Origin of the sequence: Chelatococcus sambhunathii (assembly GCF_001418005.1) — a bacterium.
GTDB lineage: Bacteria > Pseudomonadota > Alphaproteobacteria > Rhizobiales > Beijerinckiaceae > Chelatococcus_A > Chelatococcus_A sambhunathii.
In genome coordinates, this window is sequence record NZ_LIOL01000004.1 from 144,700 (window position 1) to 165,570 (window position 20,871).

18 protein-coding genes and 2 tRNA genes are annotated in these 20,871 nt (G+C 68.1%); 12 read left to right on the top strand and 8 right to left on the bottom strand.

The features are described from left to right. Nucleotides 1-2: 2 nt before the first annotated feature. Nucleotides 3-689 carry a peptidoglycan-binding domain-containing protein gene (locus ASC46_RS09750; RefSeq protein ID WP_055459121.1) on the bottom strand — a complete coding sequence of 229 codons (687 nt, stop codon included), beginning with the start codon at nt 687-689 and terminating at the stop codon, nt 3-5. Further along, nucleotides 682-2,487, bottom strand: a complete 1,806-nt coding sequence (locus ASC46_RS09755) for a sensor histidine kinase (RefSeq protein ID WP_055459122.1) — start codon at nt 2,485-2,487, stop codon at nt 682-684. Before ASC46_RS09755 ends, ASC46_RS09750 begins: the two co-directional genes overlap by 8 nt. Nucleotides 2,488-2,870: 383 nt before the next feature. On the opposite strand from ASC46_RS09755, the gene ASC46_RS09760 reads away from it, so the two are divergent. Continuing rightward, the gene (locus ASC46_RS09760) at nt 2,871-3,215 is read left to right on the top strand and encodes a hypothetical protein (protein ID WP_055459123.1); all 345 of its coding nucleotides are present in this window, start codon (nt 2,871-2,873) and stop codon (nt 3,213-3,215) included. 118 nt (nt 3,216-3,333) lie between these two features. After that, on the top strand, nt 3,334-3,765 hold the full coding sequence (locus ASC46_RS09765) for a SufE family protein (protein WP_055459124.1): 432 nt from the start codon (nt 3,334-3,336) through the stop codon (nt 3,763-3,765). Nucleotides 3,766-3,786: 21 nt separating this feature from the next. On the opposite strand, the gene ASC46_RS09770 is transcribed toward ASC46_RS09765, so the two are convergent. After that, complete coding sequence (locus tag ASC46_RS09770; protein WP_055459369.1) at nt 3,787-4,644, bottom strand: DUF6456 domain-containing protein; 858 nt, start codon at nt 4,642-4,644, stop codon at nt 3,787-3,789. Between the two features lie 389 nt (nt 4,645-5,033). Here ASC46_RS09770 and ASC46_RS09775 point away from each other — a divergent pair, with 389 nt between their 5' ends. Further along, complete coding sequence (locus tag ASC46_RS09775; protein ID WP_055459125.1) at nt 5,034-6,302, top strand: GGDEF domain-containing protein; 1,269 nt, start codon at nt 5,034-5,036, stop codon at nt 6,300-6,302. Nucleotides 6,303-6,441: 139 nt separating this feature from the next. Here the strand turns inward: ASC46_RS09775 and ASC46_RS09780 are convergent, their stop codons facing one another. Further along, nucleotides 6,442-6,873, bottom strand: coding sequence for a Ros/MucR family transcriptional regulator (locus ASC46_RS09780; RefSeq protein WP_055459126.1), 432 nt, complete (start codon nt 6,871-6,873; stop codon nt 6,442-6,444). Nucleotides 6,874-6,954: 81 nt separating this feature from the next. Then, nucleotides 6,955-7,257, bottom strand: coding sequence for a hypothetical protein (locus ASC46_RS21235; protein WP_141659675.1), 303 nt, complete (start codon nt 7,255-7,257; stop codon nt 6,955-6,957). Here ASC46_RS21235 and msrB point away from each other — a divergent pair. Together msrB and ASC46_RS09790 are read left to right on the top strand one after the other, a co-directional pair. Continuing rightward, complete coding sequence (msrB, locus tag ASC46_RS09785; RefSeq protein WP_055459370.1) at nt 7,256-7,708, top strand: peptide-methionine (R)-S-oxide reductase MsrB; 453 nt, start codon at nt 7,256-7,258, stop codon at nt 7,706-7,708. The two genes, ASC46_RS21235 and msrB, sit on opposite strands and share 2 nt — an antisense overlap. Then, nucleotides 7,705-9,801: a S9 family peptidase gene (locus tag ASC46_RS09790; protein WP_055459127.1), complete on the top strand. Its 2,097-nt coding sequence runs from the start codon at nt 7,705-7,707 to the stop codon at nt 9,799-9,801. The genes msrB and ASC46_RS09790 overlap by 4 nt, the downstream gene beginning before the upstream one ends. A gap of 121 nt (nt 9,802-9,922) precedes the next feature. Here the strand turns inward: ASC46_RS09790 and ASC46_RS09795 are convergent. Beyond that, nucleotides 9,923-9,999: transfer RNA gene (locus ASC46_RS09795), tRNA-Pro, on the bottom strand. 264 nt (nt 10,000-10,263) lie between these two features. Here ASC46_RS09795 and ASC46_RS09800 point away from each other — a divergent pair. Then, nucleotides 10,264-10,338 (top strand) — tRNA-Gln (locus ASC46_RS09800). Between the two features lie 63 nt (nt 10,339-10,401). On the opposite strand, the gene ASC46_RS09805 is transcribed toward ASC46_RS09800, so the two are convergent. Both ASC46_RS09805 and ASC46_RS09810 read right to left on the bottom strand, forming a co-directional pair. Next, complete coding sequence (locus ASC46_RS09805) at nt 10,402-11,781, bottom strand: HTH domain-containing protein (RefSeq protein ID WP_055459128.1); 1,380 nt, start codon at nt 11,779-11,781, stop codon at nt 10,402-10,404. Between the two features lie 73 nt (nt 11,782-11,854). Beyond that, entirely contained in the window at nt 11,855-12,973 is a 1,119-nt protein-coding gene (locus ASC46_RS09810; protein ID WP_055459129.1) for a Gfo/Idh/MocA family protein, read from the bottom strand. Between the two features lie 86 nt (nt 12,974-13,059). On the opposite strand from ASC46_RS09810, the gene ASC46_RS09815 reads away from it, so the two are divergent. From ASC46_RS09815 to iolD, 6 genes are all read left to right on the top strand, one after another. Then, on the top strand, nt 13,060-13,878 hold the full coding sequence (locus tag ASC46_RS09815) for a MurR/RpiR family transcriptional regulator (RefSeq protein ID WP_055459130.1): 819 nt from the start codon (nt 13,060-13,062) through the stop codon (nt 13,876-13,878). 190 nt (nt 13,879-14,068) lie between these two features. Then, nucleotides 14,069-15,013, top strand: a complete 945-nt coding sequence (locus tag ASC46_RS09820) for a sugar ABC transporter substrate-binding protein (RefSeq protein ID WP_055459131.1) — start codon at nt 14,069-14,071, stop codon at nt 15,011-15,013. Nucleotides 15,014-15,199: 186 nt separating this feature from the next. Beyond that, on the top strand, nt 15,200-16,297 hold the full coding sequence (locus ASC46_RS09825) for an ABC transporter permease (protein WP_055459132.1): 1,098 nt from the start codon (nt 15,200-15,202) through the stop codon (nt 16,295-16,297). Then, on the top strand, nt 16,297-17,076 hold the full coding sequence (locus ASC46_RS09830; RefSeq protein WP_055459133.1) for an ATP-binding cassette domain-containing protein: 780 nt from the start codon (nt 16,297-16,299) through the stop codon (nt 17,074-17,076). The genes ASC46_RS09825 and ASC46_RS09830 overlap by 1 nt, the downstream gene beginning before the upstream one ends. Continuing rightward, nucleotides 17,076-18,989 (top strand): bifunctional 5-dehydro-2-deoxygluconokinase/5-dehydro-2-deoxyphosphogluconate aldolase, encoded by a 1,914-nt coding sequence (locus ASC46_RS09835; protein ID WP_055459134.1) that lies wholly within the window; start codon nt 17,076-17,078, stop codon nt 18,987-18,989. Before ASC46_RS09830 ends, ASC46_RS09835 begins: the two co-directional genes overlap by 1 nt. Then, nucleotides 18,986-20,815 (top strand): 3D-(3,5/4)-trihydroxycyclohexane-1,2-dione acylhydrolase (decyclizing), encoded by a 1,830-nt coding sequence (iolD, locus tag ASC46_RS09840; RefSeq protein WP_055459135.1) that lies wholly within the window; start codon nt 18,986-18,988, stop codon nt 20,813-20,815. The genes ASC46_RS09835 and iolD overlap by 4 nt, the downstream gene beginning before the upstream one ends. Nucleotides 20,816-20,871: the final 56 nt, after the last annotated feature.

Consider the following 20,871-nt stretch of genomic DNA (forward strand, 5'->3'; position numbering starts at 1 on the left):
GCTCACCGGCCGGCGTTGCCGGCTGCCGCCGCGAGCAGGGAACGCATCTTGTCGGTGAGCTCCCCGGCCACGGGCAGGCCGCGGTCGCGCTCGAACTGCTCAATGGCCTGACGGGTCTGTGGCCCCCACAGGCCGTCCGGCGTCACGCCGTAGCCGAGCTTGGCGAGCGCTTTCTGGGCGTCGAGAACGGCCGTGTCCCCTCCGCTTGCGCCCGCAAGGCCCGTGCGTATGAGATCGCCGATCGGATCGGCCGGCCGCGGGCGCGGCATGACCTCGCCGGCTCCTTCCATGAGATGCTGCGTCAGGGCCGAGGGGCGCGATGGCGGCGCGGGCTCCGCCACGGCGGCGGGCGCCGGCGCAGCCGTGTCGACGACGGCCGCGGGCTGCGGCGTGGGCCGTGCAGGCGGCGCCATGCGGACGGGCGCTTCGCTTCCCCGTGCCGTGAAGAGTGGCGCCGGATGTGGCCGCGGCTGCATGACAAGCGCATTGACCGCGACGGCAACGGCAAAGCCACCCGCCAGCACGACACCGAAGGTGCGGCTCGGGCGGCGCAGCACGAGCCCCATCAGGCGGCCGGCAAAGGCCTTTCGCTGCGAGGCGGCCACGATCCGCCCGCGCTGCTGCGTCCGCCCCTGCGGGCGCTCATAGAGCACGAAATCGTGGTCCGAACGGGCGAGGGCTTCACGCACTTTTCTTCATCTCTTCCTTGAAGGGGTGAACCGAGCCGCGCGGGCGGGCGAGGGTCTCGACAACGGCCGCCGGCGCAGGCAGGGCGCCTAGGCCGTCGCGCGGCAGCGAGACCGTCACCGTCGTGCCTTCGCCGCTGCGGCTCGTCACCTCGACCGTGCCGCCATGCAGGGCCGCGAGCCCCTGCACCACGCAGAAGCCGAGGCCTGTGCCTTCGTGCGGCCGATCATAGGACGAATGCGCCTGAAAGAAAGGCTTGCCGAGCTGGGTCAGGTCGCTCTCCGCCATGCCGACGCCGGTGTCGCTGACCGTGAGCGTGACATGGGAGCCACGATGGGCGAGCCGCACGGCGACCTCCCCCTGCGGGGTGAACTTGAGGGCGTTGGCGAGAAGATTGAGGAGGATCTGCCGGCAGGCACGCTGATCGGCCACGATCGTGCATGCATCCGTCCCGAGTTCGCGGCAGATCAGCACTCCGGCTGACCGGGCCTTAACCTCCATCATGTCGCAGCATTCGCGCGCGAGCGCGGCAAGGTCGAACGGCTCCGGCGCGATGGTGAAATTGCCCGATTCGATGCGCGAGACGTCGAGCAGCGCATTGACCACGTCCAGCAGGTGCCGGCCGGACCCGGCGATGATGCCGGCATATTCGCGCCGGCGCGCCTCGTCGGCCGGGCACAGCGCATCGCTCGCCAGCATTTCCGAGAAACCGATGATGGCGTTGAGCGGCGTACGCAGCTCGTGGCTGACGACGGCCAGGAAGCGGTCCTTCGCTTCGCTCGCCGAAACGGCCGCGCGACGCGCTTCCTCGAGCTCGCGCTCGCGCTGGCGCTGGTCGCTGACGTCGCGCGTCACCGCGATCACGGCGCAGCCGTCGGGCGCCTGCGCATCCGCCGGTGCGGCCCGCATCTCAACCCAGCGCACCGTGGGCGCGCCACACCCTTCGGGGGACGGTGTCATCAGCCGATAGCGGACTTCCACCGGCCGGGCCGTGTGGCGGGCGTCCGCCAGCGCCTTGAGGAAGGCAGGCCGGTCCGCCACATGCACGCGCTCGAACAGGCCACGGCCACCGAGGCCTTCAGGCGCCGCGCCGAGAAGAGACCGCGCCGCCTCGCTGGCGAACACCACCTGCCCGGCGGCATCGTGCCAGGTGACGAGATCGTTCAGCGCACCGAGGACGGCCCGGTCGCGCATGTGACGCGCCGCTTCCCGCCGCCGCCCCTCTCTGTCACGCCCTTGGGCGAGGAGCACGAGGGCGGTGGCGTAGGCGATCGCCGTGGCGGCCGCGAGCGGCCATCCGACCCATGCGGACAGGATGCTGGCGGCGGGACCGGCGAGCGATTCGGCGGCGAGCACGACGCCGGCCGTCGCTGTCGCGATCGCCGCGGCGGCGAGGGCGGCGCCCCGATCGCCCCAGGCGAGTGCCGCGAGCGGCATCAGCGGCAGGAAAATGAGCGCCGGCGAGGCCATCCCGCCCGTACCGCGGCTGACGGTCAGGATGAGGCCGGCAAGCGCCAGCGACGAAATGGCATGGGCGGGCAGAAGCCGTCCGGTGCGGGAGAGGACGGCGGCGGCGACGACCGGCAGCGCAAGACTGGACAGGGCGAGTGCAGCCAGGCCTCCCGGTGCCCCCCAGACGACGAGATAGACCGGCACGAGCGCAAGGGCGGCAAGGCCGGTGGCAAGGCGCGTCAGCATGAAGTCGATGTGGCGCAGACGCTCGGCCTCGTCCTCGACCGCCGGATGGACGAGGACGCCGATGCGCGCCCGAAGGATCGACAGGATCTGCGCTGCAGCCACTCTACACACGTCCGCACGAGACCCCTCGCGCGCTCCTTCCAACTCGTGCCCGCAGCTTGCCACCCTGCGATTAAGCGAACCCTAAAGGCGGCGGCGAAAATGCGCCGCCACGACGGCCGGCCGCGTCACGTTCCTTACGGCGGCGGAATTGGGAATCGGTTGCGGACTCATATCGCTGTTAACGAAGGGTGAACATGCGGGAGATCCTGCCCGACAAGGGATTGGCCAGTACCGCCCGGCCCGCTGCAAGGGCTGTCACCCCAGCGCGGCCAGGATCGGTCGAATTGTAACAATCCCGTTCACCGGCCCTTGCGGAACGGGTGGCAGGCTCGGCGGATCAGCCGCGCGAGACGACGGACACAAGACGACGGACGCATGATCCCATGACCTTCCTGCTGCGCAGCGCGCTCGTCATCGGCGTGATCTTCCTTCTCTCTCCCGTGCGCGAGGAAGCCGATGACGGACGCTCCGCCGCAGCGTCGGGTTCGGGATTCCCCGCTGTCGCCCAGCCCCTGCCGGGGCAGGTTGCAAGATCGGCCGACGCGGCCCAGCGGGCGCTCGCCTTTTGGCAGATGCTCGACGACGATACCCGCAGCCGCCTCGTCGAAGCCCTGACCGGCCAGACGGCGACGAAGGCCCCCCCGGCTGCTGCAGCCGGCAGCCGTGACACGCTGAACGAAGGCGATCGCGACGTTCCGTGGCGGGGACCCCACGCCGGCAGGGGTTGACCCCAGTCGCTGCCCGCGACCCTGCGCACCGTGCAATCCGCCGCCGATCGTCTATATAAGTCTCGGTGACAGAAAGCCTGCACCGGATTGTGACGGGCCGGGCAATGGACGATTGGTGATGCAGCCTTCTCTCGACGAGATTCTGGACAATTTCGAACTGCTCGACGAGTGGGATGATCGCTATCGCTATCTGATCGAACTCGGCCGCACGCTCGAGCCCTTGCCGGAAGAGGCGCGCACCGACGCCAACAAGGTGCGCGGCTGCGCCAGCCAGGTCTGGCTCGACACCCGCGTGGTGCGGGAGCCGGGCCGGGAGCCGGTGCTCGACTTTCGCGGCGATAGTGATGCGCATATCGTGCGCGGGCTTGTCGCGCTTGCTTTCGCGATCTTCTCCGGCCGCCCGGCGACGACGATCATCGACACGGATGCGCTCGCCATCTTCAAGCGGCTCGGCCTGTCGGAGCACCTGACGCCGCAGCGCTCGAACGGCCTGCGTTCCATGGTCGAGCGCATCAAGGGCGAGGCCCGCGCCGCGCTGGCCGCCGCCTGAGCGCCGAGCGTCGGCACCGGCCTAGATCGGGGCTGCGGTACCTTCGTCACGCCACAGCCGCAGAGACCGGGCGCGCGCCGGACCCCGCGCCTCCACGGCAAGACCATAGTGCTCCGCGAGACGCGCGAGCGCCATGCCCAGCACGAGCTTCGCGGAGCGCGCCGGCCAGCCTCGCTCGCGCTCAACCGTCTCGAGGCCCTTGAGAAAGCCGCAGACGTCGAACAGGAGATCGGCGAATTCCGGCCCGACCGCCTTCATGGCGCGCCGCACGCGCTGGCGGGCGGCGATGACGGCATCGCTGGCGCTCGCCGGATCGTGCATCCCCCCACCCCCCTGCCCGCCGACGGGATGCCAGCGCGCGCTGACGCTCGGCAGGAGTTGGCCCATGGTGATGTCCCGTCGCAGACGCTCTCCCGCCTCGAGCCCGGCCGCATCGACCAGTGGCGTGCCGCAGCGCCCGCGCCGGCGCGCCAGCGACTGCAGCGGGCTCTCGGCCGCATTCACGCGCAACCGGCGCGCCTCGTCGCCGGCCGCCGGCCGCTCGACCCTCTCGACCAGGTCCCGGTGCTGGGCCTGAAACCCCTCCGCTCCATCGCCGGCCCGCAGGCGCGCGGCGCGGGCGTGACCGGCACCGGTGGCGACCAGCAGGCGGCGACCACGCGACGGGCGCTCCCAGCAGGCAAGGTCTTCCGCTACCAGCCGCTCGGCCGCCGCGATGGGGACACGGCCTGCACCGAGGGTGGTCGCGCCGCGCCGCGCATAAAGCGCGACATGGCCGGCGTCGTCCACGCTCGCCTGGGCGAAGGCGCCCTCCGCCTGTGCGAGGTGCAGGAGCAGGCGCTGACCGGCCGCGCTCAGGTTCTCAACATGTCGGGTCATCATCCGATCCTTCCTGTCAGGGGCAAAGCCAGCCTGCGCCGGTGCGACAGGGAAAGATGCCGCCATCGCTGCCGAAACAAGGGCGTTGCGCCAAACCGCAGATATGTTCACTATATGTTCTCTCCAACCGCCGCCCGATCGGGAGGAAGGGGAGTGTTTATAGGTATACATTCCTATATTTGTTCAGGCAAGCCCCCGTTGGAAGGCCGCCCGCGGCCGGCCCCGACGAGGCGCGCCGGTGCGAGCCTTTTCATGCCGCGCGGCGGCGCACGCCGTGCTCCATGAGGCACAGGAGACCGCAGAATGCGGCCGGCACCACCGGAGACAGTTGACAGGCGCGCCCGTCACCGTGCTGTAAAGGCATTGCCTTCCTTGCGCAGCCGCAATCCATGTCGGGTACCGTCCTTCTTCTCTCGCAGGCGCTGATCTATTTCGGCGTGATGGCGGCCCTCTTCCGGCTGCGGCACAGGATGGGCCTCGGCGCCTTCCTGTGCGCCCTCGGTGTCATGCACTTCCTCGAGACCTATCTCGCGGCGGTCTTCTTCATCGAGCTACCCTTCGGCCTTCTCTCGCCTGGCTCGACGGTCCTGTTCTCGGGCAAGCTGGCGATCATCCTGCTGTTCTACATCCGCGAGGATGCCGAGACGGTTCGCCAGCCGATCTATGGCCTCCTCATCGGCAATTTCCTGATGGTCGCCCTCGTGGCGACGCTGCGGCTCGCCGGCCCGCCCGTGCCCCTGCCGGGCTACAACCCCGATCTCGTGCTGATAGACCAGATGGGGGCGCTGATGGTGTGGGGCACAACGCTGCTGTTCATCGACGCGATCGCGCTCATCCTGCTTTACGAGAAGATGCGATCAGTCCTGAGGGGATCGGTCGTACTGCGGGCCTGCGCCACCCTCGCGGTGATCCTGACCTTCGACCAGATCTTCTTCTTCATCGGCCTGCGTTTCGTGACTGGTACGCCCTTCGACGCACTAATCGGCGGCTGGATCGCGAAGATGGGCGCCGCTGCCGTCTACAGCGGCCTGATCGGGCTATACCTTGCGCTATTCGAGCGGGAGGCGCGCAGCGTGGCGCCCCAGGCCATATCGGACGTCTTCTACAAGCTCACCTACCGCCACAAGTACGAGGAGCTTCTCGGCAAGACCCGTTATGATGCCCTGACCGGCGCGCTGACGCGCGAGCGCTTCGAGACGCTGGGTCAGGTGATTCTCGACCGCAATGCGGCAACCCGACGGCCCGTCAGCCTGGCCCTCGTCGACGTCGATCATTTCAAGGGCATCAACGACCGCTACGGGCACGTCACCGGCGACGAGGTGCTGCGGCGCGTGGTCGCGTGCCTGCGGGCGGAGATCCGGACCGATGACCTCGTCTTTCGTTACGGCGGCGAGGAATTCGTCATTCTTTGGGAAAACATGCCGCATATGGCGGCCCTAGCCTCGGCTGAACGCATGCGCCTCTCGCTGCATCAGACGCTGGCCCGGGAATTCGCGGCCGCGCCGACTGTCAGCATCGGCATCGCCACCTTTCCCGATGACGCGCACACGGTTCGCGACCTCGTCGCCCATGCCGATGCGCATCTCTACGAAGCAAAGCGACAGGGGCGAGACCGCGTGGTCGGCAATCACCCGCTCGCCCCGCAGCACAGCGCCTGACGCCGCTTGCCGCCGACGCAAGAGACCATGCCGGGCCGTCGGAAAGCATCATCCGACGGACAAAAGCAAACGGGGCAAACCCATCGGTTGCCCCGTCCATTCATTGCCGATCCGCCGCTCGCCGCGCGGCGAAGCCGCATCAGCCGCGGCTCGAGGTGCGCCGCTTGCGGCGCTGCTGGCCGAGGCCCATCTCCTTGGCGAGTTGCGAACGGGCCTTGGCATAGTTCGGCGCCACCATCGGATAGTCGGCCGGCAGGCCCCACTTCTCGCGATACTGCTCGGGCGTCATGTTGTACTGCGTGCGCAGGTGACGCTTCAGCGACTTGAACTTCTTGCCGTCTTCCAGGCAAATGATGAAGTCGGGCGTAACCGACTTCTTGATCGGAACGGCCGGCTTGGGAGCCTCGACCGGCACCTCGACGACACCGCCGGCAACGCGCATCAGTGCGCCATGGACTTCGCTGATCAGCCCGGGCAGGTCCGCGGAGGCGACAGAATTGTTACTCACGTAGGCGGAAACGATATCGGCCGCGAGCTCGATATAGTTCGCTGACGCTGCATTGTCGTTCATTGAACCCGAATTCCTCTCTTTGTCCCGATCATCCGGTTACCAGCCAATGCCGGCAGGTAACCGGCGACAACACCAAACCGCCTACCGTTGCGCCGGCGAGAGCTTGAACAGCCACCCTGCGAACACTGGCATTTTCGTGTTCCAATCACACTCATGAAGTATGGCAAAGTTGAGAATTTCGCAAGACAAGTTTTTCACTTCTTTGAAATTCTCGTAATCAGGCGCAGCTGTGTGAACAACCCTGAATAGCTGAAGCTCCAGCAGGCGCGCGCGCCCCGCGCGTGCACTGTCCCGCGCCGAGCATTGCGAACTTTGCGCGCGCCGGCTTGCGCCGGCCTTGGCGCGGGAACATATCGTCAGCACGATCAAGGAGGGAAAATCCATGCCAGCATCGGACGGCAACGGCAAGGTGGAGAAGAATGCGGCGCAATGGCGCGCCGAATTGTCGCCCGAGCAGTTTCGCATCGCCCGCCTCGGCGGCACGGAGCCACCGTTTTCGAGCCCCTACAATACCGAGAAACGGCCGGGTCTCTACCGTTGCGTCTGTTGCGGCGAGCCCCTGTTCGCGAGCCATGCCAAGTATGAATCCGGTTCTGGCTGGCCGAGCTTCTTCGAGCCGGTTGATCGTCGTGCCATCGCCGAAGCGCCCGATCACAAACTTGCGATGCCGCGCACGGAGATCCGATGCGCCCGATGCGACGCCCATCTCGGCCACGTCTTTCCCGACGGACCGCAGCCGACGGGCCTGCGCTATTGCACCAATGGCAGCGCGCTTGTCTTCGAGCCAGAAGGGACCGAGAGAGGAGCCGGCGAGAAGACACGGAACGAGCGATGACACAGCCCCTTCCCCCCCGTGCGCCGGCCCGACCGGTCACCCGGACAGTCCACGGGACCGACATCACCGACGCCTACGGCTGGCTGCGGGCCGACAACTGGCGCGACGTGCTGCGCGATCCCACTCTCCTGCCGGCCGACATCCGCGACCATCTCCGCGCGGAGAACGCCTATGCGGACGCGATCCTCGCCCCGGCCGGAGACTTGCGGCGCCGGCTCGTGGCCGAGATGCGCGGGCGCATCAAGGAGGATGACTCCTCCGTGCCGAGCCCGGACGGGCCCTACAGCTACTATGTGCGCTTCCGGGAAGGCGGGCAGCATCCGCTCGTCTGCCGCCGGCCACGCGACGGCGGCGAGGAGACGATCCTTCTGGACGCAGATGCGCTGGCGGCCGGCAAGACCTTCTTCGACCTCGCCGAGGCGCAGCATTCGCCTGACCATCGCCTGCTCGCCTGGAGCGCCGACGAGACGGGCGGCGAACTGCACACGATCCGCCTGCGCGATCTGGCGACCGGCGCAGATGCCACCGGCGCGGTCGAGCGGACAACGGGCGAGGTGGTCTGGGCTGCCGATTCGCGCAGCTTCTACTACGTGCGCCTCGACGAGAACCACCGGCCCTCGCGCGTCTTCCGCCACATCCTCGGGACGGATCCGGCGAATGACGAGGAGATCTACCGTGAGGACGACGCAGGCTGGTTCGTGCACCTGTCGCGCACCCAGTCCGGCGCGTTCGGCCTCATCAGCGTCTCCGACCACGAGACGAGCGAAGTATATCTCATCGACCTCGCCGATCCTTCCGCCCGGCCGCGCCTCGTCGTCGCCCGCGAGACGGGCCACCGCTACAGCGTCGAGCACATGGGCGATGATCTCGTCATCTCGACCAACGCGGACGGGGCGGAGGATTTCAAGCTGGTCACGGCGCCGCTCTCCGCCCCCGAGCGCGAGAACTGGCGCGAGCTCGTGCCGCATCGGCCGGGCATCATGCTGCTGAAGCACACCGCCTTCCGCGACTTCCTGGTGCGGCTGGAGCGGGAGGACGCCAACCCGCGCCTCGTGGTGCGGGCGCTCGCCACGGACGATGAACACGCCATCGCCTTCGATGAGCCGGCCTACGGCCTGCGCTACGAGCCGGGCTACGAATACGACACGCCGGTCGTGCGCTTCACCTATTCCTCGATGACGACGCCGGCCGAGACCTATGCCTACGACATGGCGAGCCGCGCGCGGCAGCTTATCAAGCGGCGCGAGGTGCCCAGCGGCCACGACCCGGCCCGCTACGTGACGAAGCGCCTCTTCGCGACGGCCGCGGACGGCGAAACGGTGCCGATCTCGGTGCTGCACCGCCGCGACCTCGCGCTCGACGGCACGGCGCCGTGCCTGCTCTACGGCTACGGCGCCTATGGCATCGCTATTCCCGCCGATTTCGAGACCAACCGACTGTCGCTGGTCGACCGCGGCTTCGTCTATGCGATCGCCCATATCCGCGGCGGCACGGAGAAGGGCTGGCGCTGGTACACGGACGGCAAGCGCGAGAAGAAGACCAACACCGTCAGCGACTTCATCGCCGCCGGCCGGCACCTCGCGGCGCTCGGCTATACGGCACCGCAGCGGCTCGTCGCCCATGGCGGCAGCGCCGGCGGCATGCTGATGGGCGCCGTTGCCAACGACGCACCGGACCTGTTCCGCGCCATCCTGGCCGAAGTGCCCTTCGTCGACGTGCTGAACACCATGCTCGACGACAGCCTGCCGCTGACGCCGCCCGAATGGCCGGAGTGGGGCGATCCGATTCGCGACGAGGCGGCCTTCCGGCGAATCCTCGCCTATTCGCCGTACGACCAGGTGAAACCGCAGACCTATCCCGCCATCCTCGCCGTCGCCGGCCTGTCGGACCCGCGCGTCACCTATTGGGAGCCGGCCAAATGGGTGGCGCGCCTGCGCGAGCGCATGACCGGCGGCGGCCCCGTGGCCCTCCACACCAACATGGAAGCCGGCCACGGCGGCGCCGCCGGACGCTTCGAACGGCTGGAAGAGGTGGCGCGGCTCTATGCCTTCGCCATCGTGCAGACGGGGGCGAGCGAGGAGCCTCTCGCCTGAGAAGGCTTTCGTCTCGGCACGGCCGGCTTCAGGCCGGGCCGGGGCATGGCACCGGCGTACGCACCCTTGCGAAAGGCGCGTCACCGGGATGTCTGCTGTGATGTCGTGAAGAGCTGCAAAATGGTCGGAGTGGCAGGATTTGAACCTGCGACCCCCTCGTCCCGAACGAGGTGCGCTACCAGACTGCGCTACACTCCGACATGTGCCCGTCGGCAGGCGGTCTTATAGACTCGACGCCTGCGGCCGGCAAGCGTCCTCGCGCAACTTCTTTTCATGCATCCACATGCCGCCGTGGGGCAAGTGCTGCAACGGCCGCGAAGCGGGCGCGCGGTCAGTCGCCGTTCCGCTCCGCCCGCCGCTTGTGGACAACGCTAGGCCGGCGCCATCCGCCCGGCCCGGCCGCCGCATCGGCGTTGCGTCAGGCCGTCGCTCGAATTATGGTCCGCCCCGCCTGAGTGCTGTTGGGGCGTCGCCAAGTGGTAAGGCAGCGGTTTTTGGTACCGCCATTCGCAGGTTCGAATCCTGCCGCCCCAGCCAGATCGGCCCGCCAGGCCACGCTGTCCCGCCGCCAGGCGGCGGGACTCATGTTGTTATCCATCCTCAGGCCGCCGACCACGCCTTCTGCGCTTCGAGCTTCTTGACTTCGGTGTCGGCGCGCTCGGCCGCCGGCCGGGAGACGAGCGGCGCGCAATAGGCCTCGAACTCGGGGCGCTTCTCGATCATGCCGACCATCATGCCCCACTGCAGGTGGCTCGCGAGATAGACATCGGCCGCGCTGAAGCGGTCGCCAGCGATATAGCGCCGCCCCTTGAGCGCGCCCGCCAGCGTCTCGAGGACCATCTCGTAGGAGCCATAGCCGAAGCTGCGCTGCTGTTCCGGCGAGGGATTCCAGCCTGCCGCATGGTTGGAGGCCGCCGGCTCGAGACAGGCTGCAGTGAAGAACAGCCAGCGGTAGTAGGCGCCGCGATGCTCGGGCGCCGGCAGCAGGCCCGCGTCCGGGAAGGCATCGGCGAGATAGGCGCAGATCGCGGCGGCTTCCGTGACGACCTGGTTGCCATGGACGATCGCCGGCACCTTGCCCATGGGGTTGATGGACAGATAGTCCGGCGCCTTCATCGTGGTGCCGAAATCGAGCACCTTGACGGTGTAGGGGCAGCCGACCTCCTCCAGCATCCAGTGCACGATATAGCCGCGCGACTGCGGATTCGTGTAGAAAATCAATTCCTTGCTCATGTGGATCTCCTCGCGGTCTCTGGTGACGTCGGTTGACGTAACCCCACGATAGGACGGCTCACTGACAGTTTTTGTCAGCATGGTTTGCCGCCATTCCTGCACCATCTGCCGGCGCGGCCGCGGCGACCGATCGGGAAGGATTTCAGCGGCGAGCATGCGGTCGGCGCGGAAGCTGCGGAAGGCATTGCGCAGCTCGCACCAGGCCACCAGCACCCGCTTCGTCTCGAAGAAGCCGAGCGTCACGGGCCACACGACGCGCTCGGATTTCGCGCCGGCTTCGTCGACATAGGTGAGCGCCAGCTTGCGCTCGGTATTGAGCGCCTGCCGCAGGAGCGCCAGCGCGACGCCTTTGGGACGTTCCCAGCCGGCGCCGATGACGAGCGCATCGTCGTTCATGCGTTCACCAAGATCCGGCGGAAGGACGGCAGCGAGCTTGGCCATCGCATCGCGCGCCGCCGCGCCCATGCTCTCGTCCGTACGCCCCGCCACCCATCTGAGGCCGAGCGCCAGTGCCTCGATCTCTTCGGCAGAGAACATGAGCGGCGGCAGGAGAAAGCCCGGCTTCAGGACATAGCCCACGCCCGGCTCGCCATCGATCTCGGCGCCCATGGCCTGCAGCGCGGCGATGTCGCGATAGAGCGTGCGCAGGCTGACGCCGGCCTCCTCCGCGAGCGCCGCCCCGCTCACCGGCCGGCGGTGGCGACGGAGCATCTGCAGCAGATCGAACAGGCGGTGCGCGCGCGACATGGCGCCAGCATAGCATCGATGCTGACGGTTTCTGTCAGCATGCATTCCAATCCGCGAGCGCTCGCCGACGATGTTAAATCACCACCCGCCGGTCGGTGTGGGCCGCCTCCGCGATGGCGTGGATCACGCGCTCGAAGGCGAGCGCGGCAACGAAATCAGGCTCGGGCCGGCTGTCTTCGGCGATGGCACGCAGGAGGGCGGCAGCCTCGATGACCTTGAGGTCGTTGAAGCCGAGTTGGTGGCCCGCCGCCGGCACGAAGGCGCCGAAGGGCGGGTGGGCTGGGCCGGTCAGGATGGTCTTGAAGCCCTGCTGCGCGCCGGGGCCTTGATTCTCGTAAAGCTGCAGCTCGTTCATGCGCTCCTGGTCGAAGATCAGCATGCCCCTCGTGCCGTGCACCTCCCAGCCGAGGCGGTTCTTGCGGCCCCAGGCGCTGCGCGAGGTGGCGAGGCTGCCGTGGAAGCCGCCCTTGAATCGCACGAGGGCGGTGGCGACGTCCTCGTTTTCCACCGCCGCCTCGCCCGAGCCGTCGGCGAGCGGGCGCGTGCGGTGGACGGTCTGCATGTCGGCAACGAGGCTCTCGATCGGCCCGACGAGGCCGTAGGCCATGGAGACGAGATGGCAGCCGAGGTCGCCGAGCGCCCCGAGCCCGGCCTCCGCGTGGCGCGCGCGCCAGGTCCACGGCAGGTCGGGATCGGCCTGATAGTCCTCGTCCACCCAACCGCGGAAGTGGACGATGCGGCCGATGGCGCCCTCCTGCACGAGGCGCTGCGCATGCATGAAGGTGGGGTTCTTGATGTAGTTGTAGCCGACGATGGTCTTGACGCCGGCCGCGCGTGCTGCCGCCGCCATCTCCTCGGCCTGGTGCAGCGTCAGCGCCATGGGCTTTTCGCAATAGACGTGCTTGCCCGCCGCGATGGCCGCCATGGCGATCTCGTGGTGCAGGCGATTCGGCGTCGTGATCGAGACGATGTCGACGGCGGGATCGGCGACGAGCGCGCGCCAGTCGTCGGTCGCACGGGCGAAGCCGAACTGGCCGGCCATGGCCGCCGCCTTGTCGGCCGGCGTCTCGCACAGGAGCTCGAGCCGCGGCGTCGGCACGTCTCCCATCACCGCCTTGACCGCGCCGAAGGCGAGTGCATGGCACTTGCCCATGAAACCCGTCCCGATGAGGCCGATGCCCAGGCTTTCCATTTTCCGGCTCCCCTCCCGAGCAAATGGAATATATATTCCATTCAATCGATGAATATAGAACGACGGTTCTGTCAAGGAACAATGTCATGAAGAAGCCGGCCGCACCCGCCTCCGTCGACGAATTTCAGGAGCGGCTCGTCCAGATCGCGGACACGCTGCCCAAGCGCCTGCGGCAGTGCGCCGATTTCGTGGCACACAACACGGACAGGATCGCCCTCTCCACCGTCGCGGAACTGGCGGCGGGCGCCGGCGTACAGCCGTCAGCTTTCATGCGCTTCTGTCAGTTGCTCGGCTTTGCTGGTTTCAGCGACATGCAGCGCCTGTTCCGCGACAGCTACGGCCAGCGCTGGCCCGATTATGCCACGCGGCTCGACAACCTGCGCGCGGAGGGCGGGCAGAGCCCGTCGGCGCTGCTCGCCGAATTCATCGAGGCGGGCCGGCTGTCGCTGGAGCGTCTGGCTTCGACGGTCGATTCGGAAGCGCTCGATGCCGCTGTGGCCGCGCTCGCCGCTGCGCCCACCATCCACGTCATGGGCATGCGCCGGGCCTTCCCGGTGGCCACCTATCTCAGCTACGCCTTCGAGAAGATGGATATCCCTTCCATCCTGCATGACGGCGTCGGCAAGCTGGGGCGGCGCCACGCCATCCGCCCGGGCGACGTCGTCATCGCCATCTCCTTCGCGCCCTATACGCAGGAGACCATCGACCTTGCCGCCTATGCGCGCGAGCGCGGCAACGAGGTTGTCGCCATCACCGACACCGTCACCAGCCCGCTCAGGCGCCTCGGCGTCCACGCCCTCGATGTCTCGGAAGTGGATGTCGGCTCGTTCCGCGCCCTGTCGGCCACCCTTTCGCTCGCGATCGCGCTGGCCGTGGCCGTGGGGGCGGTGCGGCAATCACGATGATATGGAATTTTTTTATTGCATTCTGATTTTTTTGGAACAAAATTTCCATCCAAGAGCCTGCGAGACGGCCCATGACCAATGGCGGCCGCAGCTCCCGGACGCACGGAGACGCCGCGCCAAGCGGGACTGCGCCGGGCGGGATCCGCGCAAGCTCGATGGCCTGACACTTCTGAAGTCTGGGAGAGGAACCATGAGAAAGACACTTGCGGCGCTCGCCGTCGCATCCCTCGCGCTCGCGGGCAGCCTGGCGACGCCGGCCCACGCGGAGGGCGAGCGCTTCGTCTTCGTCAGCCACGCACCTGACAGCGACAGCTGGTGGAACACCATCAAGAACGCGCTCAAGGTGGCGAGCAGCCAGATGGGCGTGACGGTGGAATACCGCAACCCGCCGACCGGCGACCTCGCCGACATGGCCCGCATCGTCGAGCAGGCCACGGCCTCGAACCCGGCTGGCATCATCTCGACCATCGCCGACTTCAACGTCCTCAAGGGCCCGCTCGCCAAGGCAGTCGAGCAGGGCATCCCGGTCATCACCGTGAACTCGGGCACCATCGAGGAGTCGAAAGACATCGGCGCGCTGCTGCATATCGGCCAGCCCGAATATGCGGCGGGCTTCGCCGCCGGCGAGCGGGCGAAGGCAGCCGGCGTCAAGAAGTTCCTGTGCGTCAACCACTACATCACCAATCCGGCCTCCGTGCAGCGCTGCCAAGGCTTCGCCGACGGGCTGAACGTGCCGCTCGGCAACCAGATGATCGACACTGGCCTCGACCCTTCCGAGGTCAAGAACAAGGTCTCCGCCTATCTGCGTGCCAACGCCGACACCGACGGCATCATCGCCCTCGGCCCCAACTCCGCCGAGCCGACGATCGCGGCGCTCAAGGAGAACGGCATGGCCGGCCAGGTCCACTTCGGCACCTTCGACCTGTCGGCCGGCATCTCTGCGGCCATCAAGGACGGCACCATCGCCTTCGCCATCGACCAGCAGCCTTACCTGCAGGGCTATCTGCCGGTGGTGCTCCTGACGAACTATGCCCGCTACGGCGTCATACCGCCGAACGCGATCAACTCCGGCCCGGGCTTCATCACCAAGGACAACATCGCCCTCGTCGAGAAGCTCGCCGGCGAATACCGCTGAAACATTGGTCGATGCTGCGGGGCGCCGCCGAGCGCCCCGCATGCGAAACACCGCGGCGGGGCGCGTCTCGCGCCCCGGCGTTTGAGGACTGCAGCGGGGCGCGCCTCGCGCCCCGGCGTTTGAGGACTGCGGCGGGGCGCGCCTCGCGCCCCGCATGCCAAGCACCATCGAAAACGGGGAAACGTCATGACGGACGAGCGGCTCATGCCCGTCTCTTCGCTGCGCCGCGCCATGATCCGGCCGGAACTCGGGGCGATCTGCGGGGTCATCCTGGTCTTCGCCTTCTTCCTGATGGTCGCGGGCGACAGCGGCATGTTCGCGCCGGCCGGCTTCCAGAACTGGCTCGTCGTCTCGGCACAGTTCGCCATCATCGCGGTCGGCGCCTGCCTCCTGATGATCGCGGGCGAGTTCGACCTTTCCGTCGGCTCCATGATCGGCTTTGCCGGCGTCATCGCCGCCATCCTCACCGTGCAGTGGGGCTGGCCGGCGTGGCTCGCCATCCTCGTCACCTTCGCCGTGTGCATCGGACTGGGCGCCATCAACGGCCTGCTCGTCATTCGCACCGGGCTGCCGAGCTTCATCGTCACCCTCGCCTTCCTCTACATCCTGCGCGGCCTCACGATCTGGCTATCGATCCTGACCACGCGCCAGACCATCATCGGGGGTGTGCGCGAGGCGGCTGAGGGCGACTGGCTCGCTGCCCTCTTCGGCGGGGTCATCTTCAAGGGCTTCTTCCAGTGGCTCGGCGACGTGGGCCTCATCGACACCTTCACGCGCGGCGCACGGGCCGGCCAGCCGGTGGTCGAGGGCGTGCCGATGCTCATCGTCTGGGCGATCGGGCTCATCATCTTCGGCCACTGGCTCCTTGCGAAGACGCGCTTCGGCAACTGGATCTTCGCCTCGGGCGGCGATGCACAGGCCGCGCGCTACGTCGGCGTGCCGGTCAACCGCGTGAAGGTGCTGATGTTCATGTTCACCGCCTTCTGCGCCACGGTCTTCGCGATGTGCCAGGTGATGGAGTTCGGCTCGGCTGCCGCCGACCGCGGCCTCCTCAAGGAGTTCGAGGCCATCATCTGCGTGGTCATCGGCGGGGCGCTGCTCACCGGTGGCTACGGCTCGGTCATCGGGGCGGCGCTCGGGGCGCTCATCTTCGGTGTCGTGCAGCAGGGCCTGTTCTTCGCCGGGGCGGAGAGCTCGCTGTTCCGCGTCTTCCTCGGCACGATCCTGATCCTCGCGGTCATCATGAACACCTACATCCGCCGTCTCATCACGGGAGAACGCTGATGACCGCTCCCATCATCGAGATGCGCAACATCGAGAAGCATTTCGGCCCGGTGATCGCGCTCGGCGGCGTCTCCTTCGACGTGCGTCCGGGCGAGTGCCACTGCCTGCTCGGTGACAACGGCGCCGGCAAGTCCACCTTCATCAAGACCATGTCGGGCGTGCACAAGCCCTCGCGCGGCACCATGGTGGTAGAAGGTCAGGAGGTCGTCTTCGACAGCCCGCGCGACGCCATGGCAGCCGGCATCGCGACGGTCTATCAGGATCTGGCGATGATCCCGCTGATGAGCGTGACACGCAATTTCTGGATGGGCCGCGAGCCGGAGAAGGGCTTCGGCCCCTTCAAGACCATCGACTTCGCCAAGGCGAACGAGGTGACGATGCGGGAGATGGCGCGCATGGGCATCAACCTGCGCGAGCCGGAGCAGGCGGTCGGCACCCTCTCGGGCGGCGAGCGCCAGACGGTCGCCATCGCCCGCGCGGTCTATTTCGGCGCCAAGGTACTCATCCTCGACGAGCCGACCTCGGCGCTCGGCGTGCGTCAGACGGCCAACGTGCTCGCCACCATCGACCAAGTGCGCAAGGCGGGCATCGGGATCGTCTTCATCACCCACAACGTACGCCATGCCATGGCCGTCGGGGACCGCTTCACCGTGCTCAACCGCGGCAAGACGCTGGGCACGGCCGTGCGCGGCGAGATCACGGCCGAGGCGCTGCAGGACCTGATGGCTGGCGGCCAGGAACTCGCGGTGCTCGAAAGCTCGCTCGGAGGGACCGTGTGATGCTCGATGTCATCACCATCGGCCGCTCGTCGGTCGACCTCTACGGCGCGCAGGTCGGCGGGCGGCTGGAGGACATGGCGAGCTTCCGCAAATATATCGGCGGCTCGCCCACCAACATGGCCGCAGGCACGGCGCGGCTCGGCCTCAAGTCGGGCCTCATCACCCGCGTCGGCGACGAGCACATGGGCCGTTTCATCCGCGAGCAACTCATCGCCGAGGGTGTCGACGTCACGGGCGTCAAGACGGACCCGGAGCGGCTCACCGCCCTCGTCATCCTGGGCATCCGCGACCAGCACCAGTTCCCGCTCATCTTCTATCGCGAGAACTGCGCCGACATGGCGCTGAGCGAGGATGACATCGACCCCGCCTATATCGCCGGCAGCCGCTGCGTGACCGCGACCGGCACGCACCTGTCGCATCCGCGTACCGAGGCGGCTGTGCTCAAGGCCGTGCGGCTCGCGCGGGACAACGGGGCAAAGACGGCGCTCGACATCGACTATCGCCCCAATCTCTGGGGCCTCGCCGGCCACGGCGCTGGCGAGAGCCGCTACATCGCCTCCGCAGCGGTGACACAGAAGCTGCAGTCGACCTTGCATCTCTTCGACCTCATCGTCGGCACGGAGGAGGAGTTCCACATCGCCGGCGGCACGACCGACACGGTCGCAGCGCTCCGCGCCGTGCGCGCCGTTTCCAACGCGACGCTCGTGTGCAAGCGCGGGCCGATGGGCGCTGCCGCCTTCGAGGGCGCCATTCCCGACAGCCTCGACGACGGCATCTCCGGGCCGGGTTTTCCGATCGAGGTCTTCAATGTGCTCGGCGCCGGCGACGGCTTCATGTCGGGGCTCCTGCGCGGCTGGCTCCGCGGCGAGGACTGGGTGACGAGCCTCACCTACGCCAATGCCTGCGGTGCCTTCGCCGTCTCGCGCCACGGTTGCACGCCGGCCTATCCGAGCTGGGAGGAGTTGCAGTTCTTCCTGAAGCGCGGCATCGTCACTCCGGCGCTGCGCCACGACACCGAGCTCGAGCAGATCCACTGGGCGACGACGCGCAAGGGCCAATGGCCGCACATGCGCGTCTTCGCCTTCGACCACCGCATGCAGCTCGAGGACATGGCCGACCAGGCGGGTGCGCCGCGCGAGCGCATCGGCCCCTTCAAGTCCCTGTGCCTCAGGGCGGCGCAGCGCGTCGCCGATGGAAAGGCGGGTTACGGCATCCTGTGCGACGGCCGCCTCGGACGCGAAGCGCTCCATGCCGCCGCCGGCACGGGCCTGTGGATCGGCCGCCCCGTGGAACGGCCGGGGTCGCGTCCACTCGAACTCGAAGCGGAACTGGGGCTAGACTATGGCACGGCGCTCGCCGAATGGCCGGTCGAGCATGTCGTCAAGGTGCTGTGCTTCTATCATCCGGACGACGACGCCGGCCTCAAGGCACGGCAGGAGGAGACGGTGAAGCGTCTCGCCGAGGCGGCCCGGCGCAACAACCTCGAATTCCTGCTGGAGATCATCGCTTCGAAGGCGGGGCCGGTGGACGACACGACCACGGCGCGCGTCATCGAGCGTTTCTACGAGATCGGCGTCTTCCCCGACTGGTGGAAGCTCGAGCCGCTACGCAGCAAAACCGCCTGGCGCAATGCGGTCGAGGCCGTCTCGCGCAACGATCCCCATACGCGCGGCATCGTCGTCCTCGGGCTCGATGCGCCCCTCGAGGAGCTCTCGGCGAGCCTTCGCATGGCGGCGGCCTTCGATCTCGTGAAGGGCTTCGCCGTCGGCCGCACCATCTTCGGCGACGCGGCACGACGCTGGTTCGCCGGCGAGACCGGCGACGAGGAGGCCGTCACGGAGATGGCCGAGAAATACCGCATGCTGTGCGACATCTGGGACCGCGTCCGCACGCAGAAGGAACAACCGTCATGAGCACCATCCGCCTCACGGCCGCTCAGGCCATGGTCCGCTGGCTCGCCGCCCAGAAGACGGCCGACGGCGAGCCCTTCATCGCCGGTTGCTGGGCCATCTTCGGCCATGGCAACGTGGCCGGCATGGGCGAGGCCCTGCACGGCGCGGGCGACGCCCTGCCGACCTGGCGCGGCCACAACGAGCAGACCATGGCACATGCGGCCATCGCCTATGCCAAGGCGCTCAACCGCCAGCGGGCGATGATGGTGACGACCTCCATCGGCCCGGGCGCCCTCAACCTCGTCACCGCCGCGGCGCTCGCCCACGTCAACCGCCTGCCGGTGCTGCTGGTGCCCGGCGACGTCTTCGCCAACCGGGCACCCGACCCGGTGCTGCAGCAGGTGGAGGATTTCGGCGACGGCACGGTGAGCGCCAACGACTGCTTCAAGCCGGTCAGCCGCTATTTCGACCGCATCGCGCGGCCGGAGCAGTTGCTCACCGCTCTCCCCCGCGCCATGGCAACGATGACAGACCCGGTGGACTGCGGGCCGGTGACACTCGCCTTCTGCCAGGACGTGCAGGCCGAAGCCTATGACTGGCCGGAGACGTTCTTCACCCCGCGCGCCTGGCACATCCGCCGCCCGCAGCCGGATGCACGCGAGCTCGCCGAGGCGGCCGAGGCCATCCGCGGCGCGCGCAAGCCTCTGATCATCGCCGGCGGCGGCGTGCTCTATTCGCTCGCCACGCAGACACTCACCACCTTCGCCGAGACGCACCAGATTCCGGTTGCCGAGACGCAGGCGGGTAAGTCGTCTCTGCCGTGGGACCATCCGCTCAATCTCGGCGCCATCGGCGTCACCGGCTCTTCCGCCGCCAATGCGGTGGCGGCCGAGGCCGACCTCGTGATCGCGGTGGGCACCCGCCTGCAGGACTTCACCACCGGAAGCTGGGCCCTGTTCCGCAATCCCGACCGGCGCATCCTCGCCGTTAACGTGACGCCCTATGATGCCGGCAAGCACCGGGCGATCCCGCTGGTCGCCGACGCCAAGGTGGCGCTCGAAGCGCTGTCGGCAGCGCTCGGCGGGCACAAGGCGGCGGCGCCCGAGCCGCAACTGAAGGCCGAATGGCTGAAGGCGGTCGATGCCGCCACCATGGCGCCCGGCGACAACGTGCTGCCGTCGGACGCGCAGGTCATCGGCGCCGTGCAGCGCAGCGTCGGCGAAGACACCATCCTCGTCTGTGCCGCCGGCGGCCTGCCCGGTGAGTTGCACAAGTTGTGGAAGGCAAGCCGCCCGAACGGCTACCACCTCGAATACGGCTTCTCCTGCATGGGCTACGAGATCGCCGGCGGGCTCGGCGTCAAGATGGCGCGGCCCGACCGAGAGGTCGTCGTCATGGTCGGCGATGGCAGCTACATGATGGCGAATTCGGAGCTCGCGACGGCGGTGATGCTCGGCCAGAAGATCATTGTCGTCGTGCTCGATAACCGCGGCTACGGCTGCATCAACCGCCTGCAGCGCGCCACCGGTGGCGAGAGCTTCAACAACCTGCTCGACACGGCCCGCCATGCGGTACCCTCCGCCGTCGACTTCGCCGCCCATGCCGCCTCCATGGGCGCGAATGCGCAGAAGGTGGCGAGCATCGCCGAGCTGGAAGAGGCGATGGCCCGCGCCCGCAAGGCGGACAGGCCGAGCGCCATCGTCATCGACACGGACCCGATGCCGACGACGGAGGCCGGCGGCCACTGGTGGGACGTGGCGGTGCCGGAGGTCTCCGTGCGGCCGGAGGTCAACGCCGCCCGTGCCGCCTATGAAAAGAACCTCAAGAACCAGCGCCCGGCGGATTGACGCCAGGCCTTTCCCGGAGCCTGAGATGAGCGGGGCAGGATCGAGACCGATCGGGC